General features: G+C 61.9%; 19 protein-coding genes and 1 pseudogene. 6 read left to right on the top strand and 14 right to left on the bottom strand.

Annotated features, from left to right (window positions below):
- Positions 1-190: 190 nt before the first annotated feature.
- Positions 191-3,115: an aminomethyl-transferring glycine dehydrogenase gene (gene gcvP, locus LC531_RS18005; protein ID WP_223652764.1), complete on the bottom strand. Its 2,925-nt coding sequence runs from the start codon at positions 3,113-3,115 to the stop codon at positions 191-193.
- Between the two features lie 236 nt (positions 3,116-3,351).
- On the opposite strand from gcvP, the gene LC531_RS18000 reads away from it, so the two are divergent.
- Entirely contained in the window at positions 3,352-4,566 is a 1,215-nt protein-coding gene (locus LC531_RS18000; protein WP_223652762.1) for an NAD(P)-dependent oxidoreductase, read from the top strand.
- A gap of 120 nt (positions 4,567-4,686) precedes the next feature.
- Here LC531_RS18000 and LC531_RS17995 read toward each other — a convergent pair whose 3' ends face one another.
- Positions 4,687-5,487, bottom strand: coding sequence for an NHL repeat-containing protein (locus LC531_RS17995; protein WP_223652760.1), 801 nt, complete (start codon positions 5,485-5,487; stop codon positions 4,687-4,689).
- Positions 5,488-5,744: 257 nt separating this feature from the next.
- Between LC531_RS17995 and LC531_RS17990 the strand changes: the two genes are divergently transcribed.
- Positions 5,745-6,461 carry a methyltransferase domain-containing protein gene (locus LC531_RS17990; RefSeq protein ID WP_223652758.1) on the top strand — a complete coding sequence of 239 codons (717 nt, stop codon included), beginning with the start codon at positions 5,745-5,747 and terminating at the stop codon, positions 6,459-6,461.
- Positions 6,462-6,472: 11 nt separating this feature from the next.
- Here LC531_RS17990 and LC531_RS17985 read toward each other — a convergent pair whose 3' ends face one another.
- The 4 genes from LC531_RS17985 to LC531_RS17970 all read right to left on the bottom strand — a co-directional run bounded on the left by LC531_RS17985 (position 6,473) and on the right by LC531_RS17970 (position 9,971).
- Complete coding sequence (locus LC531_RS17985) at positions 6,473-6,928, bottom strand: macro domain-containing protein (RefSeq protein ID WP_223652756.1); 456 nt, start codon at positions 6,926-6,928, stop codon at positions 6,473-6,475.
- Between the two features lie 173 nt (positions 6,929-7,101).
- Positions 7,102-7,386, bottom strand: a complete 285-nt coding sequence (locus tag LC531_RS17980) for a hypothetical protein (protein ID WP_223652747.1) — start codon at positions 7,384-7,386, stop codon at positions 7,102-7,104.
- A 151-nt stretch (positions 7,387-7,537) separates the two neighbouring features.
- Positions 7,538-8,650, bottom strand: coding sequence for a type III polyketide synthase (locus LC531_RS17975; RefSeq protein ID WP_223652745.1), 1,113 nt, complete (start codon positions 8,648-8,650; stop codon positions 7,538-7,540).
- A gap of 166 nt (positions 8,651-8,816) precedes the next feature.
- A complete protein-coding gene (locus LC531_RS17970) occupies positions 8,817-9,971 on the bottom strand; it encodes an NAD(P)/FAD-dependent oxidoreductase (RefSeq protein ID WP_223652743.1) in 1,155 nt (384 codons plus the stop codon).
- 139 nt (positions 9,972-10,110) lie between these two features.
- Here LC531_RS17970 and LC531_RS17965 point away from each other — a divergent pair, with 139 nt between their 5' ends.
- Complete coding sequence (locus LC531_RS17965) at positions 10,111-10,491, top strand: T9SS type A sorting domain-containing protein (protein WP_223652740.1); 381 nt, start codon at positions 10,111-10,113, stop codon at positions 10,489-10,491.
- A 321-nt stretch (positions 10,492-10,812) separates the two neighbouring features.
- Here the strand turns inward: LC531_RS17965 and LC531_RS17960 are convergent, their stop codons facing one another.
- On the bottom strand, positions 10,813-12,207 hold the full coding sequence (locus LC531_RS17960; protein WP_223652739.1) for a sigma-54 interaction domain-containing protein: 1,395 nt from the start codon (positions 12,205-12,207) through the stop codon (positions 10,813-10,815).
- A gap of 412 nt (positions 12,208-12,619) precedes the next feature.
- On the opposite strand from LC531_RS17960, the gene LC531_RS17955 reads away from it, so the two are divergent.
- Complete coding sequence (locus LC531_RS17955; protein WP_223652737.1) at positions 12,620-14,719, top strand: T9SS type A sorting domain-containing protein; 2,100 nt, start codon at positions 12,620-12,622, stop codon at positions 14,717-14,719.
- 107 nt (positions 14,720-14,826) lie between these two features.
- Here LC531_RS17955 and LC531_RS17950 read toward each other — a convergent pair whose 3' ends face one another.
- Genes LC531_RS17950 through LC531_RS17940 form a run of 3 tightly spaced genes read right to left on the bottom strand, consistent with a single transcriptional unit; the run spans position 14,827 to position 16,340 of the window.
- On the bottom strand, positions 14,827-15,597 hold the full coding sequence (locus LC531_RS17950) for an exodeoxyribonuclease III (RefSeq protein WP_223652735.1): 771 nt from the start codon (positions 15,595-15,597) through the stop codon (positions 14,827-14,829).
- A 19-nt stretch (positions 15,598-15,616) separates the two neighbouring features.
- Positions 15,617-15,991, bottom strand: a complete 375-nt coding sequence (locus LC531_RS17945) for a hypothetical protein (protein ID WP_223652734.1) — start codon at positions 15,989-15,991, stop codon at positions 15,617-15,619.
- The gene (locus LC531_RS17940) at positions 15,981-16,340 is read right to left on the bottom strand and encodes a carboxymuconolactone decarboxylase family protein (RefSeq protein WP_262903451.1); all 360 of its coding nucleotides are present in this window, start codon (positions 16,338-16,340) and stop codon (positions 15,981-15,983) included. Before LC531_RS17940 ends, LC531_RS17945 begins: the two co-directional genes overlap by 11 nt.
- A 281-nt stretch (positions 16,341-16,621) precedes the next feature.
- Between LC531_RS17940 and LC531_RS17935 the strand changes: the two genes are divergently transcribed.
- Entirely contained in the window at positions 16,622-17,326 is a 705-nt protein-coding gene (locus tag LC531_RS17935) for a ComF family protein (RefSeq protein ID WP_223652732.1), read from the top strand.
- 222 nt (positions 17,327-17,548) lie between these two features.
- Here the strand turns inward: LC531_RS17935 and LC531_RS17930 are convergent, their stop codons facing one another.
- The 3 genes from LC531_RS17930 to LC531_RS17920 form a co-directional block, all read right to left on the bottom strand.
- A complete protein-coding gene (locus LC531_RS17930; protein WP_223652731.1) occupies positions 17,549-18,817 on the bottom strand; it encodes an SUMF1/EgtB/PvdO family nonheme iron enzyme in 1,269 nt (422 codons plus the stop codon).
- A gap of 70 nt (positions 18,818-18,887) precedes the next feature.
- On the bottom strand, positions 18,888-19,937 hold the full coding sequence (locus LC531_RS17925) for a PorP/SprF family type IX secretion system membrane protein (RefSeq protein ID WP_223652730.1): 1,050 nt from the start codon (positions 19,935-19,937) through the stop codon (positions 18,888-18,890).
- A gap of 90 nt (positions 19,938-20,027) precedes the next feature.
- A complete protein-coding gene (locus LC531_RS17920; protein WP_223652729.1) occupies positions 20,028-22,121 on the bottom strand; it encodes an OmpA family protein in 2,094 nt (697 codons plus the stop codon).
- Between the two features lie 134 nt (positions 22,122-22,255).
- On the opposite strand from LC531_RS17920, the gene LC531_RS17915 reads away from it, so the two are divergent.
- Positions 22,256-23,452, top strand: a complete 1,197-nt coding sequence (locus LC531_RS17915; protein ID WP_223652728.1) for a lycopene cyclase family protein — start codon at positions 22,256-22,258, stop codon at positions 23,450-23,452.
- 57 nt (positions 23,453-23,509) lie between these two features.
- Here LC531_RS17915 and LC531_RS17910 read toward each other — a convergent pair.
- Positions 23,510-24,127, bottom strand: a pseudogene (locus LC531_RS17910) (ABC transporter ATP-binding protein); the annotation flags it as partial.
- Positions 24,128-24,306 lie beyond the last annotated feature (179 nt).

Below are 24,306 nucleotides of genomic sequence, written 5' to 3'. Positions count from 1 at the left end.
GATGAAGCCCTGAATCAGGGGTAGGAGATTAACGCCGGGGCCTTAGCCAATGTTCCAAAAATAGTAGGCAAGCCGACTATTTTTACTAGCAAACCGGCTCCTATGCTAAACGCCCGGCCGAGTGCTTTTCGCGTGCTCGGCCGGGCATTTTTGGGGAAGTAGCGCAGACTCGCAGAGCCCGCACTACGGCTTAATACGATGGCCCCTTATCGGCCACTACCAGCTGCTCGCGCTCATCGGCGTATTCTTCCAGCGGGGTGCAGCTGCAAATGAGGTTGCGGTCGCCGTAGGCCGAGTCGATGCGGCTGACGGTGGGCCAGAACTTAGCGTTGCGCACGTAGGGCAGCGGGTACACGGCCTGCTCGCGGGTGTAGGGGCGCGTCCACTCGTGGGTGAGCACGGTGGCGGCGGTGTGGGGCGCGTGCTTCAGCAGGTTGTCCTTGGCATCGGCGCGGCCTTCTTCCACTTCGGTAATCTCTTTCCGAATCGAAATCATGGCTTCACAAAAGCGGTCCAGCTCCTCTTTGCTCTCGCTCTCCGTAGGCTCCACCATGAGGGTGCCGGCCACCGGGAAGCTCACCGTAGGCGCGTGAAAGCCGTAGTCCATCAGGCGCTTCGCGATATCCTCAACCTCGATGCCCGCCTTCTTGAAGTGGCGGCAATCCAGAATCATCTCGTGGGCGCAGCGGCCGTGCGCGCCGGTGTAGAGTACCGGAAAATGCTCTTCCAGCCGGGCCTTGATGTAGTTGGCGTTCAGAATGGCCAGCTCCGTGGCGCGGGTAATGCCGTCGCCGCCCATCATGGCAATGTAGGCGTAGGAGATGGGCAGAATGCTGGCCGAGCCCCACGGCGCGGCCGATACGGCTCCACTCGTGCGGCCTTCCACTGGTACCACCACGTGGCCGGGTAGGTAAGGCACCAGGTCCGCGACCACGCCAATCGGCCCTACCCCCGGCCCGCCGCCGCCGTGCGGGATGCAAAAGGTTTTGTGCAAGTTCAGGTGGCACACGTCGGCCCCGATGGCGGCCGGCGAAGTCAGCCCCACCTGGGCGTTCATGTTGGCGCCGTCCATGTACACCCGGCCGCCAGCCTGGTGAATGAGGTCGCAAATCTCGATAATCGTTTCCTCGTACACGCCGTGCGTGGAGGGGTAGGTAACCATGAGGCAGCTCAGGTGGTCGGCGTGTTGCGCGATTTTGGCACGCAGGTCGTCCATGTCCACGTTGCCGTCGTCGGTGCTTTTCACCACTACTACCTGCATGCCGGCCATCACGGCGGAGGCGGGATTGGTACCGTGGGCCGAGGCCGGAATAAGCGCCACCGTGCGGTGCTGCTCGCCCCTACCCCCGTGGTAACCGCGAATGGCCAGCAGGCCCGCGTACTCGCCTTGCGCCCCCGAGTTAGGTTGCAGGCTCACGCCGGCAAAGCCCGTTACCTCGCACAGCCAAGCTTCCAGGTTCTTAATAATCTGCTGATAGCCAATCGTCTGCGCAGCCGGCGCGAACGGGTGCAGCTGGCCGATTTCGGGCCAGGTCACCGGAATCATCTCGGCCGTGGCATTCAGCTTCATGGTGCACGAGCCCAAGGGAATCATGCTGTGAGCCAAGCTCAGGTCCTTGTTTTCGAGCTGCTTCATATAGCGCAACAACTCATGCTCGGCGTGGTAGGTGTTGAAAACCGGGTGCGTGAGGTAATCGCTGGTGCGAACCAGGCTTTCGGGCCAGGTCAGGCCGCGCTCGGCGGGGAGGGTAGGGGCGTCGGGCGTCGCCACTTCCTTGCCCAGCACCTTGGCGAAGAGGTCCACGAGGTCGCGCACGTCTTCCGGCTCCACGTTCTGATGCAGGCTGATGCCTACTCGGTTTTCGCTGTAGTAGCGGAAGTTGATGCCGGCGGCCTCCGCTTCTTTCCGCAGGGCCTGCTGCATCTCGTGGCTTTCCAGTCGCAGGCTCAGCGTGTCGAAGTAGCTGGCATTCAGCTGTTCTACGCCCAGCGCCTTTAGCTCGGCTTCCAGCGTTTGGGCCATCACGTGCGTGTTCACCGCAAACTGCCGGATGCCCTTGGGCCCGTGGTATACGGCAAACATGCCGGCCAGCACGCTCAGCAGCACCTGCGCGGTGCAGATGTTCGAGGTCGCTTTTTCGCGGCGGATGTGCTGCTCGCGGGTTTGCAGCGCCATGCGGTAGGCTTTGTTGCCGGCCGCGTCGATGCTCTGCCCGATAATGCGGCCCGGAATGACGCGCTTAAACTGGTCCTTACATGAGAAAAAGCCTGCGTGCGGCCCGCCGAAGCCCATCGGCACGCCGAAGCGCTGCGACGAGCCCACGCAGATATCAGCTCCCAGTTCGCCGGGCGAAGTCAGCAGGGTAAGGGCCAACAAATCGGCGGCCATTATCACGAACACGTTGTTATCGTGCGCGTTAGCAATGAACTCCTGGTAGTTAAAAATCTCCCCATTGGCCCCCGGATACTGCACAATGGCCCCGAACAGCGCCTCGTCCGTAAGGTCGGCCGTGCGGTGGTCGCCCACCACCAGCTCAATGCCCAGCGGCGTGGCGCGGGTGCGCAGCACGTCAATGGTTTGGGGCAGCACCTGCTCCGAGACGAAAAATTTATGGGCGTTTTTTTTCTTGGTTTGCGAGTGCAGCAAGTGCAGCGCCTCGGCGGCGGCGGTGGCCTCGTCGAGCAGGCTGGCGTTGGCGATGGGCAGGCCCGTGAGGTCAATTATCAGGGTCTGGTAATTGATGAGCGCCTCTAGGCGGCCCTGCGCGATTTCGGCCTGGTAGGGCGTGTAAGCGGTGTACCAGCCGGGGTTTTCCAGGATGTTGCGCTGGATAACGGGGGGTAGGGTCGTTTCGTGATACCCCAGGCCGATGTAGCTCTTAAACACCTTGTTCTGACCGGCCAGCTGCTTGAACTGCTTTAAAAACTGGCGCTCGCTGAGCGCCGGCGGCAGAGCCAGCGCCCGCGGCAGGCGAATGACGGCGGGCACCGTTTCGGCAATTAATTGCGCCATATTCTCGGCCCCGACGGCGTGCAGCATGGCTTGCTGGCTGGCGCTATCGGGGGCGTTGTGGCGGGTTTCAAACACGTCGGCGGGCTTGAATGTAAACGACATACGGGGGGGTTGGGGTAGGGGCGAAAGAGGCGACTTTTTCCTTAACAAAGGTAAGCCCGGTTTGGTCGGGGGTAGGGCGTAATTTTGGGGCAACGTTTCCTGTCTTTGGCTAAAAAAGAGCGTCATGCTGAGCTTGTCGAAGCATCTCACTCACATCGTTCGGATGTCGTTCAACGATGCGAGCGAGATGCTTCGACAAGCTCAGCATGACGCTCTTTCGCAGGCACTTCTATTTTATGCCCCTACCCACCCTCATTGGCCTGCTGCGCGAAGGCCGCACCCCACCCGACCGCCGCGTGGCCCTCACCCCTAAAAAATGCGTGGAGCTGCAAGACGCCTACCCCGGCCTGCGGGTGCGGGTGCAGCCCAGCCCCCACCGCGCCTTTTCGGACCAGGAATACCTCGACCTGGGCATTGAGGTGAAGGACGATATGGCCGCCTGCGACCTGCTGCTGGGCGTGAAGGAGGTGCCTGTGGCCTGGCTGCTGCCTGGCAAGACGTACTGCTTCTTTTCGCACACCATCAAGCAGCAGCCGGCGAATAAACAGCTGTTGCAAACTGTTCTGCACGAGCAAATTACTCTCATTGACTACGAGCTGCTGACTAACGCGGCCGGCCAGCGCGTGGTGGCCTTCGGGCACTGGGCGGGCATCGTGGGGGCGTATAACGGGCTGCTAACCTATGGCCGCAAGCATGGCCTGTTTGCCCTCAAGCCGGCCTGGCAGTGCGTGGATATGGAGGACATGGAGGAGGAGTTTTTCAAGGTCAAGCGCCTACCATCCATCAAAATCGCCATCACCGGCACTGGCCGCGTGGCGCAAGGCGCGTTGGAAGTGCTGGGCCGCATGGATATTCGTCGAGTAAGCGTGTACGACTACCTCTACCTCGATTTCCACGAGCCAGTGTACACCCAATTGTGCAGCTCGGATTACAACCGCCGCCGCGACGGCCGGGTCTGGGACACGGCTAATTTTCACCAGGAGCCGGCTGCTTACGAGTCTACGTTTGCTAAGTACGCGCCCGTGACCGACCTGCTCATCGCCTGCGCTTACTGGGACCCCGCCGCCCCGCATCTGTTCACCGAGGCTGATACGCAACGAGCTGATTTTAAGATAAGTGTGATTGCCGACGTGACCTGCGATGTGAACGGCTCCATCCCGCTCACTCAGCGTAGCAGCACCATCGCGGAGCCCGCCTTCGACTATGACCCCGCCACCGGCCAGCTGGAACCGGCCTACGCCCGCCCCGCTACCATCACCGTCATGGCCGTGGATAACCTGCCCTGCGAGCTGCCCCGCAACGCCAGCCGCGACTTCAGCCGCCAGCTGCTCGACCAGCTTTTTCCGGCCCTACTCGGCGGTGACCCGGCCGGCATGCTGGCCCGCGCCACCATCGCCCGCGCTGGGCAGTTATACCCCCGCTTCCAGTATTTGGCCGATTACGTGCGCTAGTAAAGTAAAGTAGTGCGGAATTTCCACTTTGTGCGCGAGCGCAGCGAGCATCGGTATCCGCGCCGCCTGGTTCCGGTTGCTCGCTGCGCTCGCGCACGAAATGAAAACTTCGCGCTACTGCTATTGCCGGCGGCCGGCTGTGGGGCCGGCCAGCACGGAGCCGAGTTCGGGCAACATCGTCACAACGCCCGCCGGGCTGATTTTTTTGAGGCTACCGTGCCCGGTATCGGTCACGTACACGTTGCCGGCCGCGTCGAGGGCCACGCCTAAAGGATAGGCAAAGCCGCTGGCCACCGTGTGCCCCCCGCCGGCCGGGTCGAGGCGCTGCACACGGTGGTTGTAGGTATCGGCCACATATACGGTACCGTCGGCGGCTACAGCCAGGCCGTGGGGCTTACTCAAGTCGCCGGCAGGCAGAGTGGTTACTTCCCCCGCGGCATTAATTTTTAAGATGGTACTATGCTCTGTATCAGTTGCGTACACGGTACCGTCGGGAGCTACGGCCACACCACCGAGGTGGGGTAGGCCGGTAGTCACTGCCTGAAAGCTTCCCCCCGGTGGCAGCCGAAACACCGCGCCGCTGCCCGGCCCGCTGCCCGCGTCGGCCACGTAAAGGGTGCCGTCGGCGGCTACGGCCACGCCGCAGGGGTAGGCGAAGCTCTGGTTGGTGAGGGGGATAGGCGGACCGGTGGGGGGCACGCGTACCACGTGGTGATTGCCGGCATCGGCCACGTAGGCCGTGCCATCGGGGGCTAGGGCTACGGCCGTGGGGTAGCGCAAGGGCCCGGTATTCAGGGTAGTAACTATGCCGGTCGGGCTTATTTTTCTCAGAGCTAAGCTATCCGTATCTACTACGTACAGGCTGCCGTCGGGGGCCAGGGCCACGCCATCGGGGTAGCCGAAGGCGGCAGGCAGCCTCATGCGCGCTATACGCGCCGCCCCTGGGCGGGTAGGCCCGCCAAAGGGAACGCTAGTTAGCAGCCAGGCGGCTAGGAGAGTAGAAATGAAGAACATAGAAGCGCAAGGAGAGGCGCAATATACACGCCAGTAGCGCGCAATGATTCAATTCACTGTTGGTATTATCATATTTTTTGCTGACTGGCCAGAATTCTGGGCAGAGTACCGACCTGGCGGAGCCAGCTACTACTTTTTGCCGGCTCCGGCCCACCTTTGCGCTCATGAACCTGAGCCGCCGCGCCACTACCCCCGAGCTGATGGACGACCTTACCCTGGCTTCGGACGAACTGCGGCAGAACCTCGACGAGCTGGAAACCATCAATACCTGGCTCGGCGGCTACCGGCCGGTGCTGGCGGCGCTGGCTCGCCTACGCCCGCGCTTTCCGCTCGCCCGCCCCCTGCGCCTAGCCGACCTGGGCAGCGGCGGCGGCGACACCCTGCGCCACGTAGCCCGCTGGGCCCGCCGCCGGGGGATAGGGATGGCACTAACGGGCATCGACGCCAACGCCTTTATGCTCACCTACGCCCGCCAGAAAAGCCAGCCCTACCCCGAAATCAGCTACGAGCAGCTCGATATCTTCAGCCCCGAGTTTGCGGCCCAGCCCTACGACGTGCTCACGGCCAGCCTCTTCTGCCACCACTTTACTGATGCCGAGTTGGTGGACCTGCTGCGTCGCTGGCACCAGCAGGCGGGCCTGGCCGTGGTCATCAACGACCTGCACCGCCACTGGCTGGCCTACCACAGCATCAAGTACTTAACCCGGCTCTTTGGAGGCTCGCGCTTGGTACGCAACGACGCGCCGCTCTCCGTGGCCCGCGCCTTTTCGCGCGCCGATTGGCGGCGGCTGCTGGCGCAGGCCGGCATCACGAAGTACGAGTTGCGCTGGTGCTGGGCCTTTCGATGGCAGGTGGTGATTTTGGCAGTAAAAGAAAAATAAGCTAGTGGCGCTCATTTTTGCCACTCTATAAAAATGTGGTTTTCGCTAGCTAATTCTTCCTCAATAATCGCGGCGATTATAGTCCAATCGCCACCTGCCAAGCCCGCGCCAATCGCGGGATAGCCAATGCGCTTCCCGGTAAAAGCATCTTTGATTTGTTGGAATACTTGCCGAGCAGCAGTATAATCAACCTTACGACCTGCGCCCCGCCATTGGTATTGCGTGTAGGCATTTACGATGGCGAGCGGCTTGCCTGCGTTATTCACTTGCGCCAAGGAATAGCTGCCGAGCTTGGCTCTGTCACCCTTAACGGTAGCGAGGTCTGCTTGATAGGCAGCCGGGAAAACTTGTTTGATAGTCTTGGCGATGCCCGCTCCCATTGTGCAGAAGCAGTTGCAACCATGCACAATAACATCGAATTCCCCGTTTTCGGCCTTCTGAATCAAATCACCTTTTTCAGTCAGCATTTTTAAGGTATAGGCGTTGCGTACCCATTAGGTAGATAGCGTTTCGTGCAGAGTTCGCAAAGTATTCGTTTTTAAAACTCTGAGCGAGTAGGTATTAAACTATGTTTCCCAATCCATAGAAATAACGTTTTAATGAAAAAGGCTAACGCTTTACGCAGTGTAAATCCCTACCCCTACGGCGTGGCCTGAGCTTGCTTCTTGAGCCCTTCCAGGTTCTGGCGCGAGCCTTCCACCTGCTGTTGCAGGGCGGTGAGCTTGTCTTGCTCGGCCTGAATGCGGGCCCGCTGCTGGCCCATCTCGGTGAGCAGGCTTTGCACCTTGCGGGCCTGCTCGGCAATAGCGGGGTTGCTGGAATTGAGGTCGCTGGCCAGCGGCGCGTTGCTGTCACTAGACTGGCAGCCGCTGAAAGCTAACGTGCTAAGCAGCAGTGCCGCCGCGGCGAGGGGTAGAATACGCATGGTGAGAGACAGAAGAGTGGAAAAGCGCGCGAAAAAGTACGCTTCGAACGCCGAAAGTACTGCGCTTAGCGAGGCTTAACCCCCAGCTTAACGGGTGGGGTCTCAATCGGTTGCCGGGCGGCTACCCTGGCCGGAGGCGGAAAAGCCGGCGCTAGGCGCAGATTTTCAAGAGCATGGCCTCCATCGTGAGGCCGGGGCCGAAGGCGCAGCTGAGCACCGGTGCCCCATTGTCGGCAGATGAGGCTGTGCTCAGCAACTCGCGTAGCACGAAAAGCACCGTGGCCGACGACATATTGCCAAACTCGCGCAGCACCCGGTAGGCGTGGCGGTTGTCGTCGCGGCTTAGGTTCAGGGCTTTCTCGATGGCTTCTAGTATCTTGCGTCCGCCGGGGTGCAGCGCGAAGTGCCGGATATCTTCGCGGCGTACCGGCAGGTCCTTTAGCAATTCGGCCGTGAGCTGCCCGATGCCGCGCTCAATGAGCGCCGGCACGTAGCCCGAAAGCGTCATCTCAAAGCCGAAGTCGCCGATGTGCCAGGCCATGTCTTTGGTACCCTCGGGCGCGAGGCCGCAGTGGAAGGCTTGCAGCGCTAGACAGGGGGTAGGGCCGGGCAGCGGCTGGCCCAATACCAGGGCCGCCGCCGCCCCGTCGCCAAACAGCGCGTTGCTCACCAGGTGGTCCTCCTCGTGGCTCTTCTGGAAGTGCAGGGTGCACAGCTCTACGCTCACCACCAGCACCCGCGCGGCGGAGTCGGCGCGCACGATGCTGTCAGCTAGGCGCAGGGCGTTCACGGCCGCGTAGCAGCCCATGAAGTTCACGCAGGTGCGGCGCACGTGCAGGGGTAGGCCCAGGGCCGCCACCAGCTCAATGTCCAGACCCGGCGCGTACAGGCCGGTGCAGCTTACGGTGATGAGGTGCGTGAGGCTACCAGCCTCGATGCCAGGGGCTTGACGCAAGCTCTCTCGCACGGCGGCCAGGGCCAGGGGTAGGGCCTCGCGCCGGTAGGCGGCCATGCGCTGGCTCACGGTCGGGAAGGGTTCCAGGCCCGGTGTGTTGGGAAAAAACTCGTAGTCGCCATTGGCCCGGCCATAATCAGCCAGCACCGAGTAGCGGTGCTCGATGCCCGATACCCGGTAGAGCGCCCGCAGCTTGCGCGTGCCATCCGCGTCCAGTTGCAGCGCCCCAGCCATAAAATCGGCGATGACGGGCTGGGCGAGGCGGTGGGCGGGAGTAGCGGTGCCGATGGCACCCAGGTAGCTGGGCATTGGGAAGAGTTAGAAGCGCAAGTTTACGGGCTAGCCCGGCACTTAAGCCCGGCGCGCATTCAAAAAAAGAGCCAACCAGCGCAAGCGGCTGGTCGGCCTCCCCATATACGAGGGCGCGGCCCATTTGGCGGGCTGGGCTGCTGTACGGGCGGGGCGAGGGCAAGCTCTAGCCAAACTCCGCGCCGTGGGTCTGGCGCATCAGGGCGCGCACGGCAGCGGGCCAGTGGCGCAGCCCGCCCACTACTAGCTCGCTCAACACCGGCCCGCCAAAAAGCCGCTGCACCGCCCGCCCTACCCGCAGCCGCGCCCCAAACTGCTGCTGCCAAGCGCGGGCATAGGCAGCCTCCAGGGCCGGGCGCGGCAGCTCGCCGCGCAAAAAGCGGCTGGCCAGCGGCGCGGCCAGCGCCGCGCCGTGCAGGGCCATCGCCATGCCGTTGCCACAGAGCGGCGTGATGAGGCCGGCCGCGTCGCCCACCATCAGCAGGTGCTGCTCCACGGGCTGCTTGGGGGCGAAGGAAATCTCGTTAATTACTTCGGGCTGCGCGTAAAGCTGCTCGGCATTATGCATAATATCAGCCAGGCGCGGGTTGCGGGCCAGCACCTCGCCTTCCAGGGCGGCGATGCCGCCGCCCGCCGCCTTGAGGTTGGCGCGGGTGGTGAGGTAGCAAAAACACAGTTTATCCTCCTCGATGGCTGAGATGCCGGCGTAGCCATCCCGAAAATTGTGCAGCTCAATCACGTCGCGGGCGAAGCCCGGCAGCCGCAGGTGGTATTTCACGCCGAGGTAGGGCGAGCGCGCCTGGAAGAAGGGCCGCGCCAGCTGCCGGTCGAGCGCGCTGCGCTTGCCGTAGGTGCCCAGCACGAGTGGGGCCGTGAGCTGGCGGCCGTCGGCCAGGGCCACCCGGTGCTGGCCGGCGGCCGCATCGAAAGTCACGTCGGCCACGGTGGCAAAAACAAATTCAACGCCTTGCTTCACGGCGTGTTGGTATAAAAAATCGTCGAGTTGATAGCGGCTCACGCCGAAGCCGCCCAGGTCGAGCGGACTATCGAGCAAGCGCCCGGCCGGCGACGACAACCCGAACCGCCGGATACGGGCCGGAGCCAGTGCCGCCGGGTCAGCCCCCAGCCGGCGCAGGTAGGGCAGCACTTCGTTGCTCACATATTCGCCACACACCCGGTGAAAGGGGTAGCGTCGCCGCTCTACTACTGCCACCCGGTGCCCGCGCCTGGCCAGGTCGAGAGCCGCCGCCAGCCCGGCCAGCCCCCCGCCCAACACCAGCGCGTCGGTCGGCTCAGCAGAAAAATTATGGATTAAACTCATAATTTGAGCGAATAAAAAACTGTCTTTACCTAAGAAAACGTATAGTGATGCGTCGGCAATTGTACTTTTGCGAAACCAAAAGATAAGTTAGTCGTTAACTTTCATGCTACCCGGCTACCGTGTTCTGGTTGATACTATTATGAAAAAACACCTACTATTTGGGTTACTATGGTTTGCCAGCCTGGGCGGCGCGCTGGGGGCCCTGCCACCTGGCCCGGCTTACGCCGATGCGGGCGTGCGCCAGACTATCACTCGCCCTACCCTCAGCGATAACACGCTCGTCGTGTATCCTAACCCTAGCACCGGCATCGTGCACCTCACTATCAGCGGCCTAGAAGGGCGCAAGGTGGAAATAATCGTGCTTAACGTCATCGGGACCATCCTGTACCGTGAAACGCTAACGGAGCTGAACGAGCGGTATACGAAAACCCTGGATTTGAGCCGCTTCGCCAACGGGCTTTACTATGTGAAGCTGGAAGCCGACAACGCCAGTCAGCTCTGCAAGCTGGTTATCCGCTAAAATGAGCGCCGGGCCGAACGGCCAGCACCCGCCAACAAAAAAGCAGCCGCGAGGCTGCTTTTTTGTTGGCGGGTCGCTTTCGCGACGGGCCACTGAGCAACTAGGCGCGTACGGGCGATGGGCTAACCATTTCGCGCACTTTGCGGGCGGTGTCGAGGGCAAGCAGAGCCGTGGCCAGAATCAGGGCAAAAAATACGTACCACATAAACGTAAGGACTAGAAGATAGGAAAGAACCGGGCGGCTCGGCTGCGAGCCGCCATCGGGCATTTAACCGTTGGGAAGGGGGTAGGGTTACAGTAAAATTCGGGCATTTTAGCGGGTTAGGCGGCGGGCAGTTGCAAGTGTCCGCTCTGCACCAGCCGGTAGAGCGTGGAGCGGCCCACCCGCAGGCGGTTGGCGGCGGCCACCACGTCGCCGTTCGCCGCCGTGAGGCTGGCTTGCATAATGGCCAGCGTTTGCTCGCGTAGCGACGGAAAAACCAGCGCTGTGACCGCCGTCGCTGACGTGGCCCTGGTGGTCAGCGGCTCGGGCGCGGTCGGGGCCATGCGCAGCGCAATGTCGGTGGCTTCTATCTGCTCGCCGTCGGCCAGCACGGCGGCCAGCTCTACCATCGCTTTCAACTCGCGCACATTGCCCGGAAACGAGTAGCCGGCCAGGCGCTTGCGAGCCTCGGGGCTGAAGGCGCGCGGCGGCAGCTGGTTGAGCTGACAGAAGTCGCGCACGAAGGTGTCGGCCAGCAGCAGCACGTCGCAGCCCCGGTGGCGCAGCGGGGGCAGCTCGATGGGCAGGCCCAGCAAGCGGTAATACAGGTCTTCGCGGAAGCGGCCGGCCCGCACCTCGGCGGCCAGGTCGCGGTGCGTCGCCACCACCAGGCGCACGTCGAAGGGCACGGGCTGGCTGCCGCCCACGCGCGTTACGGCCCGCTCTTGCAGCACGCGCAGCAGCTTGGCTTGCAGCACCAGCTCTAGGTCGGCAATCTCGTCTAGAAACAGCGTGCCGCCGTTGGCTTCCTCAAAGTGTCCCACGCGCCGGGCCGTCGCGCCCGTAAAGGCTCCCTTTTCGTGGCCAAACAACTCACTTTCCAGCAGCTCGCGCGGGATGGCCGCCATGTTAATAGCCACGAACGGCTGCCGCGCCCGCGCCGACTCGGCATGAATGGCCTGCGCCACCAACTCCTTGCCAGTACCCGTTTCGCCGGTCACCGACACCGTAATGGTGGTGCGGGCGGCCTTGGCAATTAGCTCGCGCACCTGCTGCATACTGGCGTGCTTGCCTAGTAGCAGCCCGGCCGGGGCCTGGGGCGCTGCCGGGGGGGTAGGGACTGGGGCTGGTTGCTGCCGGGCCTGCGCCAGCGCTTTCCAGAGCAACTCGGGGCTGTTGGTGTCTTTGGCCAGGTAGGCGCTGATGCCCAGTTCCAGCAGCTCGCCTTCGGCTTCCAGGTTGGGCTCGCTGGCCAGCACGTAGCAGCGGGCGGCGGGCAGGCGCTCGTGCAGCTTGCGCACAATGCGCCGGGGCAGGCCCTCGGGCCCATCGCTGTCCAGAATGAGCGCGTTGGGAGCTGCCGTGGCGGCCGGGCGGTGGGCCAGCGCCTGCGCCACCGTCGAGAAGCGCCGCACTTGGTAGTCAGGGTTGAGACTAAGCCGGTGGCACAGCCGTGTGATATAGTGGCTGTCCGGCGCGATAAGCCAAATATGATAATAAGTAGAAGTTGTCACCACGGGGGGGTAGGAGGAAGAAGGGAAAATATAAGCTCGGCTATAGAATGCTTAATAAGCAAGTTTTTATTAGAAAAATTATAAAAAGAGGAAAAACATCTAATTAGTGATTGTGTAAAATTCCTGGATAAAATTTATGCTTACCCTAAATACGAGAGGCAAAGTTCGTGCGGATTCGTCCTGTAAGTAGAAAATTATGCTGTTTTGAGAGAAAATATGAAATAATAATTTATAAAATATTATTGATAATCAAGAAGATAAAAAAATGGCCGATTGATTGAGTTAATAGAAGCACGCTCAATCTTTAGCCATCAGTATTATGCTAGTTCTTGGAAAAATTAAATACTCTTCCGCCCTGCGGAGTAGCTTTAAAAACGCTGGCGTAGTAGCCTTGCTGCTGAGTCTCCTGTTTATGGCCGCCAGCGCACGCGGGGCAGCATATTATTCTACCGGGAATCCTACGCAGGCGGACCTTAAAAATAACTGCCCGCTCGGCTTATGCACGGGTAAAATTCAGCTGGCCGTAACGGCCCCCACCGGGGGTGCCAACATTACGGCCACCATAAGCCTGCCCCTGGCGGGTACGGCACGGCTGCGCTACCAGCTCAACGGCACGGCCCTGGCCGGCTACCGGGCCGGCGTGCTGGTATCGGCCAACAGCGCGTCGCTCGGTCTGAATACGCTGGGTACTATCACGCTACGTACTTACCTCAGCACCGGCCCTACCCCCACCCAGCCGCAGGAACAGCGCGTGGTGCAGGGTAGCGTGGCCCAGGCGCAACTGCTGGCGGGCCGGGGCGACCCCACGCAGCTGGAATTTATTTCAACGGCCGATTTTGACCAGGTAGAGATTGAATTTAGTTCGGTGGCTAACCTAGGCACCAACCTGAGCGTGTATTATGCCTACGGCGTGGGCCAGAACCTGGGAACGCAGGTAACGGGCCTCACCTCGAACTCCACTACAACTACGCCCGGCCAGTACAGCGTGACTGGGAACTGCGCCGGTAAAGTAAGCAACCCCGGTAACGCGGTAGATAGCAGCCGGACCAACTACGCGACCTTCGGCAGCCTGCTGTCGGTGGGTTGCAACCCGCAGCTGCAAGTGGCGCTAACGGGCACCGCCCCCGGTACTTATAAGGCCGGCTTCGTGATTGGCCAAAACAATACGCTGCTGGATGCCAGCGTGCTGGGCGGCCTCACGCTGCGCACCTACAAGAATGGTGTGCTTCAGGAAACAGCCTCCGGGGCGTCGCTGCTGGGCCTGAGCGTGCTGCCCGACAGCAAGTCGCTGGTAAGCTTCCAGGCCACCATGCCCTTCGATGCCGTGTCGATTGAGCGCACCGACGTGGCGGCGGCCCTTGACAACCTACAGCTTTATTATGGGGTAGGTGTGGCCTCGACCACGCCGCAACAGGTAATTTCGTCGGGCTTCACTGATGGGCAGCAACACTACGCGACGCAGGCAAGCGGCCTGCTGTGCGTGGCCTGCGGCGTAACTACCCCCGCCAACGGCGCGGGCAACCCCAACTCGGCGGCTACTATTAATGTGGGCGTTGGCGTGGCCAACTGGGAGGGCCTAATCCTGGACTTGGATAGTGCCGGCCAGGCTGGCAAACAGGTGGGCCAGGCCGGCAACCGGGCGGGTATGATAATCGGTGGTAGCAGCCTGCTCGACGTAGCTGCCTTGAGCCGCATGACCCTGGTGACCTACGACAAAGACGGCAACGTGCTCGAAACGGCCTCCGGCTCGTCGCTGCTCAAAGTGAACCTGCTACCCGATGGCCGCCAGACCATCAGCTTCAACACAACCAAAAACTTCTCAAAAGTGGGCATTCGCATCTCAGGCCTAGCTACGGCCGTGAGCAATACCGATGTGTACTATGCCTTTACTGACAGCTCCAACGGCGCGCTGAGCATCATCCCGCCCACCGGCCCGCTGCCCGTGACGCTCATCAGCTTCGGCGTGCGCCGGCTGCCCGGCGAGGCCGGGGCCGAAATCAGCTGGGCTACTGCTACTGAGCTGAATAGCAGCAGCTTCACGGTCGAGCGCTCGGCCCAGCCGGGTGAGGGCTTCGTGGCTATCGGGCAGGTAGCAGCCGGCGGCACCAGCAACTCGCGGCACGCCTACACCCTGCGCGACGCGGATGCCGCCACCCAAGCTGGCCTGCTCTACTACCGCTTACGCCAAGTCGATACCGATGGCCGCGCTACCCTCTCGCCCGTGGCTGTGCTGGCCGCCGGCCCCGCAGTGGCTGGCTTCAGCCTCTACCCCAACCCGGCCCCGGCCGCTGCCCAGCTGGTAACGCTTGGCACGAGCGCCGCCTCGGTAGCTGGCTATTCGGTGAATCTCTATTCAGGACTGGGTCAATTACTTAGCAGCAAAGTGATAGGCGACGCCGACGCGGCCGCCCCCACCATCCGCACCGCTGGGTTGGAAGCGGGCCTCTACCACGTCGTGCTCCGCGATGGTACCGGCCACGCCGTATCGTCGCAGCGCTTGGTCATTGAGTAAAACGTCCTGCTGACGAAGGAAGTATCTCGCCCGCGTAAGTAATCCTGCCGTTTGGGGTTAGTTACGCGGGCGAGATGCTTCCTTCGTCAGCAGGACGTTTTACCCATTTACTCCATGACCACCCACGCCGGGCAGTGGTCCGAGTGCACAGCATCGGGCCAAAGGCCGGCCCCGCGCAGGCGGGGTAGCAGGGCTTGGTCGAGTAGCAGGTGGTCGAGGCGCCAGCCCACGTTGCGGGCGCGTGAGCCAGCCCGGTAGCTCCACCACGAGTAGTGGCCCGGCGCATCAGAGTGCAGCTGCCGAAACGAGTCGAGCCAGCCATCGGCCAGCAGGTCCCGGAACCACTGACGCTCCTCGGGTGTGAAGCCGGGGCTCTGCTGGTTGGCCTTGGGGTTGTGCAGGTCGAGGGCCGTCTGGCAGCAATTATAATCGCCCCCGATGATGAGCGGCGGCACGGCCGCATCCTGGCGCAGCCCCGCCACGTAGGCTCGAAACCAGTGCAGCCACGCCACTTTGAATGCCTGCCGCGCCGGTCCGCTCGTGCCCGAGGGCATGTAGGTATTGAGCACCGATACGTCGTCAAAATCCAACCGCAGTACCCGCCCCTCCTCATCATACAGCGGCTCGCCGCAGCCCACCACCACGGCTGTGGGCTCGCGGCGGCTGAACGTGGCCACGCCGCTGTAGCCCGGCTTGCGGGCCGGGTGCAGGTAGGCGCGGTAGCCCAGCGCCGCCAGGCCGCTCACGTCGAGAGGGGTAGTACCGGCTTTTATTTCCTGCACGCATAGCACATCGGGCGCGGTGGCGGCTACCCAGTCAAGCAGCCCCTTGCTAAGCGCCGAGCGCAAGCCGTTCAGGTTATAGGAAACAATTTTCATGTGGGTCGACAACCACCAATTAATCTAACTCATCAAAGTATTCCAGGATGTGCCATTTCAGCATGCGCTCCTGCTCCTTGAGGTTGGCGAAGGGCACGGGCGTAAGGAGCTGGTAGTGGGGCCAGCCTTCGTCGTCCATGCGCTCCAGAGCGTAGTGGCCGCTGAGGCTGAAGAGCTTGCACGTAGCGATGTGCATCAGGTCCTGCTTCTGCTCTTTGGTGAAGGCCGCCACGCCCTGCCCCAGCTCCTGCACGCCAATGAGCAGCAGCAGCGCGTTGAGGTCGGGCCGCCGGTCGAACCGCACCTGCATAGCCGCCAGCAGCGTTTCCCAGCGCTCGTTGAACTCGGCCTCGCTCTCGCTGGCCCCGGCGGGGGGGGTAGGGCTAGTGGACATGAGGCGGGTGGCTAGCGGCGGCTGGCCCGTTCGGACCCGCCAGTGCGGCTTCGGCGCGCAGTACTTCCCAGTACTCCACGGCGCGGCGGAAATGTGGAATCACGATGCTACCCCCAATAAGATTGGCAATAGAAAACACCTCGAACACTTCCTCGTCGCTCAGGCCTTCTTCGTGGCATTTGCCGAGGTGGTACTTCACGCAGTCGTCGCAGCGCAGCACCAGTGAGCAGGCCAGGCCCAGCATCTCTTTCACTTTCACGGGCACTGCGCCCGCCTGGTAGGCATTGGTATCAAGGTTGAAAAAGCGCTTGATAACCTTGTTGTCGTAGGCCAGCACGCGCTCGTTCATCCGCTGGCGGTAGTCGTTAAAATCAGTAGTAAGCGACACGGAAAGGGGGTAGGGGAATGGGGAGTTAAGAAATAGCGTGGGTACTGCGAGTCTGCGCTTGGGAACGTTGTTCAATGCCACTGCGCACGAACTTCTAACGCCCACGCTACTCTTCAAAATAGCGGTATGTTTGTGAAAATGCGAATGCTACTTCACTGAAAGCAGGCACAAAGAACGGGCTTTGAGCGGGGATAAGTTCGGCCGCCCGGCCCCAGCCTGCTCATCCGCCCACCCCCTTGCTTATGCTACGCCCGCTACTGGCCGATTTTGCGGCCTTATTTTTCCCGAAGTCCTGCCTGGCCTGCCGCGAGCCCCTGGTGGCGGGCGAGCAGCACCTGTGCACCGGCTGCCGCGCCGAGCTGCCCTACACCGGCTACCACCTGCTGCCCTCAGCCCAGAACCCGCTGGCCCGCCGCTTCTGGGGTAAGCTACCGGTGCGCCACACGCTCAGCTACCTGCGCTTTTTGCGCCACGGCCGGGTGCAGCAGCTGCTGCACCAGCTCAAGTATCAGGGCCAGGCGGGGGTAGGGCGGGCCCTGGGACAGCTCTACGGAGCCGAGCTGGCCGCGGCGGGAATGAGCGCTGAGTTTGGCCTCATCGTGCCCGTGCCGCTGCACCGGCGCAAGCTGGCGCGCCGCGGCTACAACCAGGCCGAAGCCTTCGCCACCGGCCTGGCCGCCGCCCTACCCTGCCCCAGCGCCCCGCACGCCCTGCGCCGTACCGAGCACACCGCCTCCCAAACCCGCAAGGGCCGCGCCGAGCGCTGGCAAAACGTAGCCACGGTCTTCGAGGTAGCCGAGCCCGCCGCCATCGCCGGCCGCCACGTGCTACTAGTCGATGACGTGCTCACGACCGGGGCCACCCTCGAAGCCTGCGCCGCCGTGCTGCTGGCCGCCGGCGCGGCCGCCGTGAGCATCGCCACCATCGCGGCCGCAGATTCAAACTGAACCGCAGATTCAAACGGATTTCACAGATACGCCGCTTCGCGGCTGGCTACGCAGGGGTGGGGGAGCGTAGGCTGCTCATTGCCGCGCTAGTCAACGCTACTATGAGTCGATTTGCGAGTTGCAACCAGCAGAGCCAAAAAGCAAAAAGGCTACCCTGGTGGGTAGCCTTTTTGCTTTGCAAAAAAATTTGTTCAATCCACTAAATCAGGTTGAATCTGCGGTCTATTTGTTTGAGCCGGCGTTAATCATGGCGCAGCGGAAACCAATGGTGGAGGTCGCCGAATCCTCGGCCAGGAAGCGGCGGGTGCCGGGCGAGAGGTAGTAAGCCACATCGCGCCACGAGCCGCCTTTGTATACCCGCACGTGGTCATCAATCAGGCTCTGGTAGCCTTTTTTGTCGTAGTTCTTGGCATCGTCACCCACGCCATTGCGGCGGAAGGGGTTGAGGTCCTCCACGTCCTGGAACGAAAGCGGGCGGTACACGTCCTGCACCCACTCGTTCACGTTGCCGGCCATGTTGTACAGGCCGTAGTCGTTAGGGGGGTAGGCGTAGATATACTCCGTAATCATGGCTCCGTCGTTCAGGCTGCCCGCGATGCCGGCGTAGTCGCCGCGGCCCCGCTTGAAGTTAGCCAAAAACTGGCCCTGCTTGCTGCCGTAAGGGTTGCGGGTCGAGCGGCCATCCCAAGGGTAGATGCGCTTCTCTTCCTGGTTTTCGTTGCCTACTTCCTGCGTGCCAATGAGGGCCTGCGCGGCGTATTCCCACTCTGCCTCGGTGGGCAGGCGGTAGTTGGGTAGCGAATTGCCGTTTTCGATGGACGGGCCGCCCTTGCCGCTGGCCATAGCCCCGGCACCGCCGCCTTCGGCCCCAGTGGCGGCAGTCGCGCCTTTGTCTTTCTTCTTGCCAAACAGGCCGCCGCTTTTCTTCTCGCCGCCGCCGCCTTTGGCCAGGTTCTCGTTCACTTTGGCCGTGCGCCAGGCGCAGTAGCTATCGGCTTGCAGCCAGTTCACGCCTACTACCGGAAAGTAGCGGAAGCCGGGGTAGCGCAGGTAGTACGTCACGTAGGGGTCGTTGAACGACAGGTCGCGGGCCCACACGGTGGTGTCGGGCAGGGCGGCCTTATACTTCTCCTCCGACGAGTCTTTGCGCAAAAAGTGTAGGTATTCCAACCAGTGAATGTTGGCCACTTCCGCTTCGTCCATGTAGAACGAGGCGATGGTTACCGTGCGCTCGATGTTGTCATGGTTGTTAGTTACGTCCTCTTCCTGCGAGCCCAGCACCGTGCGGCCGCCCTCAATGTAGACGAGGCCCGGCCCGGTCGGGATTTTCTTGTAATCCGACACCTTCATGCCCTCGTCGGTATTGTAGGCGATGCCCGTAGTCATCGACTTTTTGCCGGGGTTGGTGGCCGTGGGCGTACCGTTTTTGCTACAGCTGGCCAGCGCTAGGGTGCTGGCGGCGAATAAGCTCAAATAATTAGTGAATCGCATAATAAAAAAGAATGTGCCTAGAGGGTTAATAAATGTAGGTCGGACAATTTACTCGCAATATTACGCATAATCAGAAGTCGGGACAAGGGGCGTTTGGATAATTCCGTCTTTTCAACCTGCGAAAAGCGTTTTCCAGCTTGTCAAACGCACGGAGCGTTAAAGTTATTTCATGCGCGCCGCCCAAATCGCTGGCTAATTGGCTCACGCCCACGTCGTAGCTGTAGCCGACGCGCAGGCTGCCCACCGCAATGCCCGCCACCACGGCCACCACGTGCTGGGTGCCCAGGTTGGGGCTATTCAGGTTGCGGTAGAGTGCACCCACGGTCACGGGGTCGGCCAGTAGGTAGGCCCCGGCCTCCGAGCGCCGCGAGCCACCCTGCCGGGTGTAGCTGGCGGTCGGAATAAAGCTGATTTCGCGCTGCTCACCCTTGCCGCTGCCGGCCGGTTTTTGTAAAAAAAGCTTGTATCCCCCGCTCACCGTTAGCCGCAGGGGTAGGCCCGCCTGCGTGCTGAAACCCAGGTTGGGCTGGTTTAAGTTCTGGCCCGATATGCTCAACCAGGCTTCCTCAGCATAAAGCACGCCCCCTACCCCCGCCGTGAGGTAATTAACGGGCGGAAAGCCGGCCAGGCGCTCGGCCGTGGCCCCGGCGTAGCTACCGTCGGCGCTGTACTGGTCGCCAAAAGTCAGATTATCGTAGCCCACGCGCTGGCGGCCGTACCCCACTTGCGCGCCGCCACTCAGGGCCAGCGTGCGGGTCAGGCGGGTGTGGTAGGCGTATTGGGCGGTGGCCCCGAGGCGGGTGTAGCCCACGGTGCCGGCCTGGTCCTGGTTGATAAGCAGGCCCAGCGCGTGGTGCAGGCCGGGCTTGGGCAGCCGCCAGCCCGCCGCTAGCTGCACCGTCTGAAACGAGCCCGCCAGCTGCGGAAACTGGTCGCGGTAGCTCAGCGTGGCACTATAATCGTCCACCAGGCCGGTCCAGGCCGGGTTTTCCGCTTGGCGGTTGGCAAAGGCCTGCGAAAAATACACGTCCTGCCCCCACGCCGGCCCGGCCGCCAGCAAGCTTCCCAGCCCCGCCAGCCAGGGCCAGGCACTCAGCAAAAAGCGGGGGGGTAGGGACATAAGCGGTTAGCAGTCAGTCAGTAGCTGGGGAGGGGTAGCAAGGCTTTCGTACCCTGCTACCCCTCCCCAACGACCAAGCCGGCTACTAATTTACTTCTTCGTAATCGTAAACTCCACCCGGCGGTTGAAGCGGCGGGTTTCTTCCTGCTCATTGCTGGCGATGGGCTCGGTGCCGCCGAAGCCTTTCGTGGTGAGGCGCTTGGCATCTATTCCCTTGCTAACCAGGTACTTCTTCACCTCGTTCACCCGGTCTTCGCTCAGCTTCAGGTTCAGGGCCGGGTCGCCCTGGTTGTCGGTGTGGCCGCCAATCTGAATTTCCACCGTGGGGTAGTCGCGCAGGATGCGTACCAGGCGCAATAGCTCTGGAAACGAGCTGGGTTGCAGGTAATACCGGCTCTGCGGGAAGAAGATATTGTTGAGCTTCACCTTTTGGCCCACCTTGAAGGGCACCAGAAATAAATCCTGCTGCTTCTCGGTGTATTTATCGGCCGCCGTGGCGTCGAGGCTGGCGTTTTCGGCGAGGTAGTCGGCGGCTTCGGCACGGTAGCCGTACTGCACACCGGCCGGCAGCACAATGGTGTAGGAGCCATCCACCGGCGACGACTCGGCCACCCCGATTTCCTCGCCCGTAATCAGGTTTTCGTAGTGAATAATGGCCCGGATGGGCTTTTTCGTCACCGCGTCCAGCACCTTGCCCTGCACCAGCGTCACCACTTCGGGCTTGAAAGCCGGAGCCAGCGCGATGCGAAAAATATCTTTCGAGCCGCCCATCCCGTTGCGGTCCGATACCAGATACGCGTTATCACCAGCCGCCGATACGGTGTAGTACGCGTCAAAATCGGGTGAATTCACCACTGGCCCGAGGTTGCGCGGGGCGCTCCACTTGGTCCAGGTGCTATCCAGACGTTTTGAATAAAAAATATCACTTTTCCCATAACCGCCGTGCCCATCCGAGGCGAAATACAGCGTCTTATCGTCGGCCGCCAGGAAGGGCGCAAAGTCCGCGCCCGGCGTGTTGATAGTCTTGCCCAGGCTAATAGGTTTAGTCCACTGCACTACCCGCTTAGGGTCGGGCTGCTCGCCCACCGGAATGGGTTTAGGGAAGCTCACGAAGATATCCTGCTCGCCCTGGCCCTCGGGGCGCTGCACGGCCATGAGCAGCGCCTTGCCCGAGGTAGCCATAAACCCATCAATATGGGCCGGGTCTTGGTTGATGAAGTTGTCAATCGGTACCTTTTGCGGCACGCTCCAGCCGCCCGGCGAGCGCCGGCTCGTGCTGAAGCCTTTGGGCTCCATAAAGCCATCTACGTATACGCCAATAAGCAGCGCCACCTGCCCGTTGGCCGATACCGAGGCCAGGCCGTTGGGGTCTTCGGGGCCGTTGGGCGGGGTGCCGAGGTTCTTGGCCGTGCTCCAGGTCTGGTTTTTACCGCTCGTGAGCTTGGAATACCAGATGTCCTGCGGGTCACGCGTGCCGCCGCGGTTTTCAGGGTAAAACTGCCGGGCGAAAAACATGGTGCGCCCGTCGGGCGAAATCACCGGGTGGGTATCCACGTATTTGCTGTTCACGGTGGGCCCCAGGTTCTTGAGCGTCGAGTCCATCTGTACCGTTTCCACGTCCGTCGAGGCCGGGTTTTTGAAATCCTGCCGCACAATCTGCACATCCACGTTGGCAATGCCGATGGCATCGAGTTGATTGTCACCGGGCACCTTGGCCGCGTTCAGCGTCACTTTCGCGCCGATAGTGCGGTATTTCTCGGGCTTAAACTTGACCTGAAGCGTGCGAAAACCCACCGGCAGCGGGCCGGGGTTGGGGTTGGTGTATACCACGTGGTGCTCTCCCTTGATGTCAATCAGCTCAATCTTGGTCACGGCCCCAGGGTTCACGTTCTCAATCACCGTCACCTGCTGCGCGATAATTGACTTGGCAAAGCGCACGGTAATGAACTCGTTGGAGCCGTCCTTGCCCGGCGTCCAGGCTTCGTTGCTGGTCTGGCCCAGGGGTAGGGAGTTGGGTTCGCCCAAGGCTTTGTCGGGCGAAAATGGGGCCTTGCCCTGGGCTTTTTGGGAAGAAACATCTTCCACTTTAGTGGCCCAAAGTACCGTCTGGCCGTGGGCGGCCGACGTAAGCAGCAGGCCGGCCACTAGGGCCGGCATAAAAAATAATGGGGTGGACGGCTTCATAAAATAAAAGGGTATCGGTCGGGGTAAAGCACCGGGGAATAACAAAAAAATACCACTTGAATAAGTGTACTACTAGTATCACCACGAACCTAACACCAAATCGACGAAGCGCCGCGCCCGCGCATCTTTGTGCCATGCCCTACCCCCCCTCCGCGCCGCTGCCCTACGACTACCTGCTGGTGGGCGGCGGGGCGGCGGGCCTGAGCCTGGCCTATTACCTGGCTCAGGAGCCCCGCTTGGCTGAAAAGCGCATCCTGCTCATCGAGCCCGAAGCCAAGGACCGCAACGACCGCACTTGGTCGTACTGGGCCGACGAGCCTACCCCCTTCGATAAGCTGGCCGTGGGCGAATGGCAACATATCGCCTTCCGGGCTCCGGGTTTTGCGCGGGTGCTCAACTTGGGAAAGTACCGCTACCGCACCGTGCGCGGGCTCGATTTCTACCAGTTCGTGCACCAAGCACTGGTGGCGCGGCCGGCGCAGTTCACGGTGCTGCGCGGCCGGGTGGCTTCGCTCGAAAACACGGGGGTAGGGGTGCGCGCCCGCACCGAGGCTGGCGAAGAATTCATTGCTCACTACGCCTTCGACAGCCGTCCGCCGGCCATCACGCCCCGGCCCGGCCGGCACCGCTACCTGTTGCAGCATTTTGTGGGCTGGGAAATCGAAACCACCCGCGACGTATTCGACCCGAACGTGGTCGAGTTCATGGATTTTCGCGGTCCGCAGTACCACGAGGCGCGGTTCATGTACGTGCTACCTTTCGCGCCGCGCCGGGCGCTGGTCGAGTACACACTCTTCTCGGCGCAAGTTTTAGCTAAGGCCGAATACGAAGCCCATATTCTTGATTACCTGACGAATACGCTGGATTTAGCGCCAGCCGACTACCGCATGGTGGAGGAGGAAATGGGGGCTATTCCGATGACTGACCACCCGCTGCCGGAGGGGGTAGGGGCCAATATTATCAACCTGGGGACCCGCGCCGGGCGGGCCAAGCCGAGCACCGGCTACGCCTTCCGGCGCATTCAGGCGCAGTCGGCGCGGCTGGCGGCGGCGCTGGCGGCCACCGGCCGGCCGCCCCGCGACCTCACCGGCGACCGCTGGCAGTTCCGGCTTTTTGATACGCTGCTGCTCGACATTATGCAGCGCCGGGGCGAGACGACCCGCGACATTTTTCAGCAGCTTTTCGAGCGCAACCCGGTGGCCCGCATCCTGCGCTTTCTGGACGAAAAAACATCCTGGGCCGACAACCTGCGGGTGATGAACTCGGTGGCACCGGGGCCGTTTATGCGCTCCATCTGGCACGTGCTGCGCGGCCGGCCGGGGAATAGGTAGTGGTGAGTAGCGAAAGAACGTCATGCTGACGAAGGAAGCATGACGTTCTTTCGCTACTCATTCCTTTTCCAGAAACCTGCGCTCAGCGCGTACCGATTCGGCGCTGAGGGGTAGCAGCTTGGGGTGCGGGCGCGACAAATTGAGCAGGAAGCCGGGCAGGCCGGGCAGGCTGTCGAGGTCGTGGGTGCTGCATAAAATGGTGCGCCCTTCTATCGTTACCCACTCACTTAGCAAAGCAAAAATGCGCCGCCGATGGTACACGTCGAGCTGCTGGGTAGGCTCATCGAGCAGGTACAGCGGCGCATCGTGCAGGCTTAGCTGGGCCAGCCATATTAGCTGCTGCTCGCCGCCCGAAAGCTCCCGGAAATCCTGCCCAGCCAGGTGGGTAGCGCCCACGGCGGCCAGCGCCGCGTCGGCGCGGGCGTAGTCGGCGGGGCCGTAGGTGCTGAACAGGCCGTGGTGGCGGTAGCGGCCCATCACCACCAGCTCGCGGGCAGCCAGGCCAAAGTCGAGGCTGCCACGCTGGGGCAGGTAGCCCAGCCGCCGCGCCAGCGCCGGCCCGCGCAGCGTGCGCAGCTCTTCGGGCCCGCCCAGCCGCACCGAGCCTTGGTAGGGCAGCTGCCCAGTCAGCACCCGAAACAAGGTGGTTTTGCCGGCTCCGTTGTGCCCCAGCACCGCCACAAACGTGGGCGCGGCCGGCAGCACCAACGAAAAATCGCGGAGCAGCACCCGATTGGGGTACCCCGCGATTAACTTTTCAATTATCAGTGAGCAATTATCAGTTATCAATTCCGAAGGAGGCTAACTGGTGGCTGCAACCCGCGCAAATATTTGAAGAACAGTTGATAACTGTT

This window comes from Hymenobacter psoromatis, assembly GCF_020012125.1.
Taxonomy (GTDB): domain Bacteria; phylum Bacteroidota; class Bacteroidia; order Cytophagales; family Hymenobacteraceae; genus Hymenobacter; species Hymenobacter psoromatis.
Note: the sequence above shows the minus strand (reverse complement) of the source record. Positions and strands in the feature narration are given on the sequence as shown.